Origin of the sequence: Mesorhizobium sp. M1A.T.Ca.IN.004.03.1.1 (assembly GCF_003997555.1) — a bacterium.
Taxonomy (GTDB): Bacteria; Pseudomonadota; Alphaproteobacteria; order Rhizobiales; family Rhizobiaceae; genus Mesorhizobium.
Genome location: NZ_RZTV01000370.1, coordinates 1 through 269, shown reverse-complemented (window position 1 = coordinate 269; position 269 = coordinate 1). Strand labels below are relative to the sequence as shown.

Genomic DNA, 269 nt, shown 5'->3' with positions numbered 1-269 from the left:
GACGGCGCTCACCGCCGTTTCGCGCAGCCGCATTCATACGCTTGAGGTCAACGGCGATGAACGCGCCGGCCTCGTCCGGCAGTTGATCGAACGGCGCGACCGGCTGATCGGTACGCTGCTGATCGGCAACAATCTTGCCAACATCCTCTCTTCCTCGATCGCCACCAGCCTTTTTCTCGGGCTGTTCGGCAGTTCGGGTGTGGCGCTGGCGACGCTCGCCATGACTATCATCCTCGTCATCTTCGCGCAGGTGCTGCCGAAGAGCTGGG

The 269-nt window shown here is 62.8% G+C and carries 1 protein-coding gene; it reads left to right on the top strand.

Going from position 1 to position 269, the window contains the following annotated elements:
* On the top strand, positions 1-269 hold a 269-nt coding region (locus EOD29_RS32020), incomplete at both ends, for a CNNM domain-containing protein (protein ID WP_127248829.1).